At 55.6% G+C, this 223-nt stretch carries 1 protein-coding gene; it reads right to left on the bottom strand.

The features are described from left to right. A partial coding sequence (locus QWY20_RS18635) for an MATE family efflux transporter (RefSeq protein WP_330130467.1) occupies window positions 1-223 on the bottom strand: 223 nt, incomplete at both ends.

Genomic DNA, 223 nt, shown 5'->3' with positions numbered 1-223 from the left:
AGTCCAGAAGCCTTTTACCCCCATAGCTGGTACCAGCCAGTCGGTTAATCCCAATACGGCACCAAGACCAAAGCCGATCGGCCAGTAGGCGACTAAGGTGATAAAAAGCACCGGCTTGGTGATTTTCATGCCGCGCAAAGCGCAGGCCGACACCACCTGAATGGCATCGGATAACTGGTACAAAGCAGCCAGCACCATAATGCCTGCCGCCAGCGCCAACACC

This window comes from Alkalimonas cellulosilytica, assembly GCF_036325985.1.
GTDB lineage: Bacteria > Pseudomonadota > Gammaproteobacteria > Enterobacterales > Alteromonadaceae > Alkalimonas > Alkalimonas cellulosilytica.
This window is presented reverse-complemented; position numbering and strand designations above follow the sequence as displayed.